An 8,481-nucleotide genomic window follows, 5' to 3' on the forward strand; every position below is an offset into this window, starting at 1 on the left:
TCATCTACTTTTAAGTATCATTTTCTTTGGGTGGATGTAAAAACGCTTTGCACCGGAGCAGACTTATTGTCTTCTCCGGTTTTTTCATTTTTAAACCCGGCCTCAACTTAGGTATACTTACCCTATCCTTCTCCAACTTGAGATACACACTATGTCTCATGATGACGACTTAGATCTATTCCAAGAAATGATGGGCGATGTTAAACGTATCGACCATGACACCGCCGAACACCAGAAAGTACACCGAGTCACAGAATCTCACCTTGCTAAGCGTGAAGCTGCTATGTGGCTGTCTGACGACGAGAAAGACTACTTATCATTAGACTACTCACCAATGATCAAGCCAGACGACGTCATTGCTTACAAGAAAGATGGTGTACAAGAAGGCGTATACAAAAAGCTGCGCTTAGGCAAATACCCTATTCAGGCCAAACTCGACCTTCATAGGAAAACACTGAAAGATGCTCGTAACGAAGTACTCTCATTTTTACGTCAGTGTTTAAGAATGGATGTTCGCACCGTTATCATTGTTCACGGTAAAGGTGAGCGCTCGAATCCACCAGCAATGATGAAAAGCTACGTGGCGAATTGGCTCACGCAAATTAACGACGTTCAATGTGTTCACTCTGCTCAGCAATTTCATGGTGGTACTGGCGCAGTCTACGTTATGCTCAGAAAGAGTAACGAGAAAAAGCTAGAGAACAGAGAGCGCCATCAAAAACGCACCAGTTAACTGGTTGAAACAGATAAGTACACTGATAGCGAATTGCATCAAGATCGATATTTCGTGCCTAGACTCACACCAAGTGCTAAAATTGTCCTCAGTTAACGAATCCCAACTCAAAGCAACTATCCAAAGGTTGCTTTTTGTTTATCTATATTTCCGTTGTGAAACGCTAAGAGAATATCATGTCACAAGAATCCCAAGCTAAACGCCTTAATAAATACATCAGTGAAACTGGTTTTTGCTCACGCCGCGAAGCCGACAAACTCATTGATGCAGGCCGAGTTACTATTAACGGTAAGATCCCTGAAATGGGTACTAAAGTCTTGCCCGGTGATGATGTTGAGATCGACAATAAACCTGTTCGCTCAAAAGAGAAGCCGATCTACATTGCTCTTAATAAACCAACAGGCATCACCTGTACTACTGAACGTGATATTCCTGGCAACATCGTCGACTTTATCGGCCACCACAAACGTATTTTCCCTATTGGTCGTCTAGATAAGCCTTCTGATGGTCTTATCTTCTTGACCAACGATGGCGACATCGTAAACAAAATCCTACGTGCAGGTAACAACCACGAGAAAGAATACGTGGTGCGTGTAGATAAGCCGATTACGACTGAGTTCTTGAAGCAAATGGGCGCTGGCGTTCATATTCTCGATACTGTTACCTTGCCATGTAAGGTCGAGAAAGAAACCAAATTTTCGTTCCGAATCACACTAACGCAAGGCCTTAACCGCCAAATTCGCCGTATGTGTGAAGCATTAGGTTACGAGGTATTTAAGCTGCGCCGTGTTCGTATTATGAACATCTCATTAGACGGCATTCCTAACGGGAAATGGCGCTACCTGAGCGACGAAGAGATCACTGAAATTTTAGCGATGTGTGAAGGCTCTGTAAGTACTGAAGATGCATCAAAAATGAACGCGAAAGGTCAACGCATTCGCAAAGCGACAGACGCAAAACTTTTTGATAGCCGTGAAGAAAACCAAACTTCCACAGCGCGCCGTAATCAAAACGAGAACCGTACTCGCACCTATCGCGGTAATAATGCGGATGAATTCCGTCATGCGCCTAACTCGAAACGTGGCCGTAACTCATCGAATGGTGAAAGCGGTGGCAATACCGAGAACTGGAAATCAAACTCTCGTTCAGAGCGTTCTAATTCAGATAGAAACAGTTCGGATCGCACCCGCACAGATCGCAACAATAACGATCGTCGAAGCGGTAAGCCTGCACCGAAGCGTGTTGGTGGTACTTTAGGTCTGAAGAAGTAGTCATAATTCGTCCTCAATGTACAAGCACATTTCAGGATAGACACTCAATATAAAAGCGCCCGCTAGGTTAATCTAGCGGGCGTTTTTGTTTGTCATTCGGTAGTTGTATCATCATGACAACGACAATCTATAAACATAGATCAGCAAACTGACCGCGAGTCAGTAGCGCTAAGTCTTTCGGGTCGAGTTCAATTTCTAGCCCGCGCTTCCCTGCACTCACGCATATCGTTTCAAAATCGGTAGCGCTGGAATGAACAAAGGTAGGCAAGGCTTTTTTCTGACCAAGAGGGCTGATCCCACCCACCACATAACCCGTGGTTTTCTGAGCAATATCAGGATTCGCCATCTCTGCTTTTTTGCCTTTTGCCGCTTTTGCCGCAAGCTTCAGGTTTAGCTTCTGATCAACGGGAATAACGGCAACAGCTAAATCTTTAGCTACGCCATTCAAACAGAACAAAAGCGTTTTAAATACACGTTTGGGATCTTGACCAAGCGCTTCGACAGCCTCTAATCCATAATTCGTGTTATTCGCATCGTGGTGATATTGATGCACGCTATGAGCGATTTTCTTTTTCTTGGCGAGATTGATTGCAGGGGTCATAACAAATCCAAACGATAGATAAACAAAAAGCGACGCCTCGGCGTCGCTTTAGTTAAATTTATCATGGTGCTAGAGTCAATCTAATTTAGCACCTATTGACTCTATCAACTGGGTTTAATTACTTGTAAACCATTTGACCAGAAGGTGCGTACTTGTTCACGTCAACTGGGCTGTTCGCTTCTAGGTACTCTTTCAGCACTTCAGCATCAACAAAACCTGTGTTCACGTAACCAGGGTGATCTGACAGTTTAGGGTAACCGTCGCCACCAGCCGCGTTGAAGCTTGGCACTGTGAAACGGTATGTTTCGTCTAAACGAAGCTGTTTGCCACCGATGAAGACATTCGATACTTCACCATTTGCTACTGTCATTGAAATGCCAGCGAACTGCGCGTAAGCACCAGAATCGATTGGTTTCGTCGCCACAACGTTTAGGTAATCTAGAACTTCTTTACCTGTCATGTCTGTGTAAGTCAGGATGTTTGCAAAAGGTTGTACCTTCAGTACATCTTTGTAAGTGACATTGCCCGCTTCAATTGAGTCACGAACACCACCAGAGTTCATCACAGCGAAGTCTGCTTGTGCACGCTCCATGTGAGAAGTCGCAATCAAACGACCTAAGTTAGTTTGTTGGAAACGCACCACATTACGATCGCCTTCAAGCTTGCCATTTGTCTCAGCAATTTGAACTTCTAGCTGTGCTTGACCTTGCTCTTGGAAAGGACGTAGGAATTCAAGCAACTCTGGATCTTGTGCGATCTCATCTTGAATAAGAACGCGTTGCTTCTTACCGTCAATCTTAACTTTCTTCTTAAGGTTAACTGGAACCAGATCGTAGCTCACCATCTCTAGTTCACCGTTACGGAATTCGTAATCAGCACGGCCTACGTACTTGCCCCACTCGTGAGCTTGAACGATGTAGGTACCGTTCTGTACGTCTGGTTTACACTCATCACCCGGCTTGAAGTTTTTCTTCGCAACGTTAGGGCCTTCCATACATACAGGCTCTTGAGAGTGACCACCAACGATCATGTCTAGGTCGCCTTCGTTTAGGTAACGAGCAAGTGCTACATCACCCGGTGCGTTAACACCACGTTGGCCGTTTTCGTAGTGACCCATGTGAGTCACAGCGAAGATTAAATCTGGCTTCTCTGTTTCTTTAAGTTCAGCGATTAGCTTCTTCGCTTCTTCTTTAGGGTCACGGAAGTCAATGCTCGCGATGAACTCAGGGTTACCGATTTTTGCCGTATCTTCAGTGGTTAGACCGATAACAGCAATCTTGATACCTTGCTTTTCAAACATCTCGTAAGCTTGGAACTTGCGTTCGCCTGTTGCTTTGTCGTAGATGTTTGCAGATAGCATTGGGAAGTTAGCCCAGTCGATCTGCTTTTGTAGTACGTCTAAAGAGTTGTCAAACTCGTGGTTACCCAATGCCATTGCATCGTAACCAATTTTATTCATACCTTTGAAATCAGGTTCTGCATCCTGAAGATCTGACTCTGGCACACCCGTGTTGATGTCACCGCCAGATAGAAGCAACACGCTACCGCCTTCTGCTTCAACTTCAGCACGAAGTTGATCAACAAGCGTTTTACGCGCAGACATGCCGTATTCACCGTATTTGTTCTGCCAAAAGCGACCATGGTTGTCGTTAGTGTGTAGAACCGTTAGCTTGTAAGTTTCGTCTTGGTTCCAATCTTGAGTTGATTGAGACGCACATCCAGCTAGAGTAGCTAGGATTGCAGCACTTAGTGCTGTCTTTAGAATAAGGCGTTGCTTCATTGTCATACCTTTGAACTTTTTAGGGGAATCCACTGCTTTTTATAATCTATTGCGACCCCTTTCCTGGAGTTCGAACAATAAGACTTCAACATGACTAATCTTAAATTAACATTCTAGATGTAACACGACGATTTCATATTTATGTCGAATTGGTCACGCATAGATCGGCAGTTAAGTGTAACAAAATTATGAGATTACACTCAAACTTCCCCTGCATCACAGGCAATCGTTTACTTATAAAGTGTGATGAACATCAGTAATTTACTATAAACAGGACAGACCTCACACACCCATACCACTTTCTTAGGGAATCAAAGGTTCTGTTAACAAAGATTTAATCATCTGCCGTGGATTAGTACTTTGAAAAACAGGTTAGCTAACCACTACACAGCTTAGTCATCGAAAAATAGCTTAGTCATAGTCAAAACAACTTAGTCATCGAAAAACAACTTAGTCATCGTCAAAATAGGCCGAGGCTTTAATTAACTGAACGGATGTCCGTTAAACAAAAACGCCCAACTCTAAGAGTTGGGCGTTTATCTTATGCAGTTAAATAACTACTTAAATTCATTAAAATTAGCGATTTAATGCTAGTTATTTAGCATCAGCCAAAGCTATTTGATATCTATGTGGTCGAAGCCTTTGATAAGGTCATCAAGTGCTTTCATTTGCTTCAAGAACGGCTCTAGTTTATCTAGAGGTAGCGCCGATGGGCCATCACAGCGTGCTTGATCAGGGTTCGGGTGTGCCTCAAGGAACAGACCCGCAATACCCGTCGCAAGACCCGCTTTAGCAAGCTCAACGGTTTGCTCACGACGACCACCAGAGGCAGCACCTGATGGATCACGCATTTGAAGCGCGTGAGTCACATCAAAGATGATTGGGCTGCCGTTTGATGATTTTTTCATTACACCGAAACCAAGCATATCAACAACTAAGTTGTCATAACCCATGCAAGAACCACGTTCACAAAGAATGATATTGTCGTTGCCACACTCAGCAAACTTATCAACGATATTACCCACTTGATCTGGGCTCATGAACTGAGGCTTCTTCACGTTGATTACAGCACCGGTCTTAGCCATCGCTTCAACAAGGTCAGTTTGACGAGCAAGAAACGCTGGAAGCTGGATTACATCAACCACATCAGCAACAGGCTGAGCTTGTGCTTCTGTGTGGATATCAGTAATGATCTTCACGCCAAAAGTATCTTTCAGTTCTTGGAAGATTTTAAGACCTTCTTCCATACCTGGACCACGGTATGAGTGAACTGAGCTGCGGTTTGCTTTATCGAAAGACGCCTTAAATACGTAAGGGATGCCCAACTTCTCTGTGACTTTCACGTAATGCTCACAGATCTGCATTGCTAGATCGCGAGATTCAAGAACGTTCATGCCTGCAAATAGCGTAAATGGCTTGTCGTTAGCAATTGGCATATCACCAATGTGAACTGTTTTCTGTTCCATCATATTCTCTCTAAATAATTATTAATTAGTGAACAACCACTGTCTTTTCGTTCATGACGTTCACTTGAGATTTCAGTAACTCAGATGCAGGGTCATCTGGGCATTGGTCGATAAAGTATTGATAATCCGTTGCTGCAACTTGATGACAGTCTAGCTGCTGATAAATAAAGCCGCGGTCACGGATTTCATACGGGTCATCCGGCACAAACGTTAACGCAAGATCAGTACACTTCAATGCAAGCGTATAACGCTCTTCTCGCAATAATGCACTCTTAAGCAACGCTAGCCACTTACCAATAATCGTTGGGTGATCGGCAACCTCTAAGTGTTCCGCTTTCACCTTAGCGAGTGGGCCATCATGTCCGATTAACCAAGCTCGTAAAGTTTGCACGCCAACATACTCACCGTTGTAAGGGTTAATATAGACGGCTGCTTGCCCGTACCAACTCACTTTTAGCAAGAATTGAGTTGGGAAAGATACGCCCTCTACAGGGAAGCCTAGCTTGCGACCTAGAAAAAGAAAAATCGCACCAAGACTGACAGGGATGCCTTTCTTTCTCTCGAGCACTTTATCGATAAACGCGTTTTCCGATGAGAAGTACGCATCTTTATCGCCAGCAAAACCCCACTCGTAAAAGAATAGTCGAATAAAAGATTCAAACTTCTGTTGCTCGTCGGTTTCATTAACCAAAGCAAACTCAGCGTCTTTTAACAATCTCGCCAGTTCTTGCTCAGCCCAGCTGTCTTGAGTTTCTGGGTTAATCGCTTTATTTAAGATCAATGCACCTTCAGCTAACTCTAGCAGGTCAAAGTCTTCATCAAAAAATTCGTACATACGTAACTAACCGAAATAAGGAGATAATTAACCGAAAAATGTTGGTGTCTTCGTCATTGCAATTTTGCCTGCCATCGCTAACCAGCCAAGCGCACCAAAGAAAGAGAAAACTCTCAATAGCTTGTTTTTACCCAACTTAAGTGCAAAGAAGCCCAATGCGATGTAAGCCATTACACAGGTCAGTTTTTCAGTTAACCATGGTGCCGCTGGTGTAAATGGAATAAAGCCAGTAATAAAAATCAAACCAATACCCGATAGCAACAGTAGCGAGTCATTGATATGAGGGAAACGCTGCAAGAAAGGATGCTTAAGCTTTGGTGAGTTAACCATCATCAGAGCGAAACGAATCGAAAGAAGTAGCGCGCTGATAGCAATCGTTAGTAGGTGAAAATGTTTTAAACCTTCGTACATGGTATTCCTTTATATTTTTATATGTGCTTTCGTTAACACGAGCCAAACAATACCCGTTAATGCCCTGTATTTCTGCGTTAATTCTCTGTATTTCCGCGTTAAGTGCATTATCGAGTTAAGTGTATTGTCGAGGTTAAAGGTATCAATTTAGCAAGTTCATCATCTATTGCTCACAAGATGATGAACAGCAGCCTATGAACAGTAACGACCCAATGTCACTCGGTCATTACCACCGTAATCTTTTTCTGTAACCACATCCAAGTAGCCCAGTTGTTGCATTATCTCACGTACCGCCAAGCCTTGGTCATAGCCGTGTTCAAATGCTAGCCAGCCTTCGTTTTCTAAAAAACCGCGTGCGTTTTCAGAGATGTATCGAATATCAGCTAAACCTTTCTCTTCAGCAACTAACGCGGTAATCGGTTCAAAACGCACGTCACCTTGAGATAAGTGAGGGTCGTTCTTCTCAATGTAAGGTGGGTTAGAAACAATCAACGAGAACTTCACAGCTTCTTCTTCACAGCTCGCAGAGTTCAAAGGCTCAAACCAACTGCCATGTAAAAAGGTGGCGTTGGTGATGTTCAAGCGTTGTGCATTTTCTGTAGCAAGTTGCTGCGCTTCAGGGCGAAGATCAATGCCCGTTACTGGTCGATTCGGCATCTCAGACGCCAATGCTAACGCGATAGCACCTGTGCCCGTGCCTAAATCTAGAATCGCACCTTGTTTGCCGTAGGTTTTATCCAAAGCGACTTCAACCAAACGCTCGGTATCCGGACGCGGGATTAAAGTAGAAGGAGAAACTTTTAACGGCAGCGACCAAAACTCACGTTCACCAACAATATAAGCCACAGGCTCACCGGTTAAGCGACGTTTTAGAAGGGTATGGAATTCGGATTCTTGTTCTGAAGTGAGATGCTTCTCAGGCCAAGTCAGTAGGTAAGATCTAGGTTTATCTAAAGCGTGACAAAGCAGTACCGCAGCATCAATCGAGGGCGATGTGTTATCGCCCTCTTGAAGCTGTACGATTGCTGACTTTAAAGCACTTTCAACCGTATATGCTGACTGCATAGTAATTAGTTGTGCTCAGCAAGTGCTGCTAGTTGATCGGCTTGGTGCTCTTGTAGAACAGGATCAAGCAGGCTTTGCATATCACCTTCCAGAACTTCGTTCAGGCGGTAGATAGTTAAGTTGATGCGGTGATCAGAAACACGACCTTGAGGGTAGTTGTACGTACGAATACGGTCACTACGGTCACCAGAACCTAATAGGTTACGACGTGTATCTGAAATCGCAGCAGCACGACGCTCTTCTTCAGCTTGAACGATACGAGCCGCAAGAACAGCCATCGCTTTCGCTTTGTTTTTATGCTGAGAACGCTCGTCTTGAC

At 44.0% G+C, this 8,481-nt stretch carries 9 protein-coding genes; 2 read left to right on the forward strand and 7 right to left on the reverse strand.

Going from position 1 to position 8,481, the window contains the following annotated elements:
* The first annotated feature begins 151 nt into the window (after positions 1-151).
* Complete coding sequence (gene smrA, locus AACR09_RS07180) at positions 152-733, forward strand: DNA endonuclease SmrA (protein WP_017076135.1); 582 nt, start codon at positions 152-154, stop codon at positions 731-733.
* A 176-nt stretch (positions 734-909) separates the two neighbouring features.
* Positions 910-2,004 carry a 23S rRNA pseudouridine(2604) synthase RluF gene (rluF, locus tag AACR09_RS07185; RefSeq protein WP_004736244.1) on the forward strand — a complete coding sequence of 365 codons (1,095 nt, stop codon included), beginning with the start codon at positions 910-912 and terminating at the stop codon, positions 2,002-2,004.
* Positions 2,005-2,131: 127 nt separating this feature from the next.
* Here rluF and ybaK read toward each other — a convergent pair whose 3' ends face one another.
* The 7 genes from ybaK to AACR09_RS07220 all read right to left on the reverse strand — a co-directional run.
* Positions 2,132-2,605 carry a Cys-tRNA(Pro) deacylase gene (ybaK, locus tag AACR09_RS07190; RefSeq protein WP_017076861.1) on the reverse strand — a complete coding sequence of 158 codons (474 nt, stop codon included), beginning with the start codon at positions 2,603-2,605 and terminating at the stop codon, positions 2,132-2,134.
* 118 nt (positions 2,606-2,723) lie between these two features.
* Positions 2,724-4,385, reverse strand: coding sequence for a bifunctional UDP-sugar hydrolase/5'-nucleotidase UshA (ushA, locus tag AACR09_RS07195; protein WP_004736242.1), 1,662 nt, complete (start codon positions 4,383-4,385; stop codon positions 2,724-2,726).
* 614 nt (positions 4,386-4,999) lie between these two features.
* Entirely contained in the window at positions 5,000-5,854 is an 855-nt protein-coding gene (gene kdsA, locus AACR09_RS07200; protein WP_017076863.1) for a 3-deoxy-8-phosphooctulonate synthase, read from the reverse strand.
* Between the two features lie 22 nt (positions 5,855-5,876).
* Positions 5,877-6,686, reverse strand: a complete 810-nt coding sequence (locus tag AACR09_RS07205; RefSeq protein WP_102463506.1) for a SirB1 family protein — start codon at positions 6,684-6,686, stop codon at positions 5,877-5,879.
* Between the two features lie 27 nt (positions 6,687-6,713).
* Positions 6,714-7,097, reverse strand: coding sequence for a SirB2 family protein (locus AACR09_RS07210; RefSeq protein ID WP_004736238.1), 384 nt, complete (start codon positions 7,095-7,097; stop codon positions 6,714-6,716).
* Positions 7,098-7,289: 192 nt separating this feature from the next.
* Positions 7,290-8,162: a peptide chain release factor N(5)-glutamine methyltransferase gene (gene prmC / locus AACR09_RS07215; protein ID WP_102453117.1), complete on the reverse strand. Its 873-nt coding sequence runs from the start codon at positions 8,160-8,162 to the stop codon at positions 7,290-7,292.
* Positions 8,163-8,167: 5 nt separating this feature from the next.
* Positions 8,168-8,481: peptide chain release factor-like protein (locus tag AACR09_RS07220; RefSeq protein ID WP_322621729.1), on the reverse strand; the 314-nt coding region annotated here is incomplete at its 5' end.

The organism is Vibrio sp. OPT20 (assembly GCF_963889365.1).
Lineage (GTDB): Bacteria > Pseudomonadota > Gammaproteobacteria > Enterobacterales > Vibrionaceae > Vibrio > Vibrio splendidus.

Coding starts and splice junctions, on each gene's coding strand:
- rluF (WP_004736244.1), top strand. CDS start 910: ATGTCACAAGAATCCCAAGCTAAACGCCTTAATAAATACATCAGTGAA.
- kdsA (WP_017076863.1), bottom strand. CDS start 5,854: ATGATGGAACAGAAAACAGTTCACATTGGTGATATGCCAATTGCTAAC.
- prmC (WP_102453117.1), bottom strand. CDS start 8,162: ATGCAGTCAGCATATACGGTTGAAAGTGCTTTAAAGTCAGCAATCGTA.
- ybaK (WP_017076861.1), bottom strand. CDS start 2,605: ATGACCCCTGCAATCAATCTCGCCAAGAAAAAGAAAATCGCTCATAGC.
- AACR09_RS07205 (WP_102463506.1), bottom strand. CDS start 6,686: ATGTACGAATTTTTTGATGAAGACTTTGACCTGCTAGAGTTAGCTGAA.
- smrA (WP_017076135.1), top strand. CDS start 152: ATGTCTCATGATGACGACTTAGATCTATTCCAAGAAATGATGGGCGAT.
- ushA (WP_004736242.1), bottom strand. CDS start 4,385: ATGAAGCAACGCCTTATTCTAAAGACAGCACTAAGTGCTGCAATCCTA.
- AACR09_RS07210 (WP_004736238.1), bottom strand. CDS start 7,097: ATGTACGAAGGTTTAAAACATTTTCACCTACTAACGATTGCTATCAGC.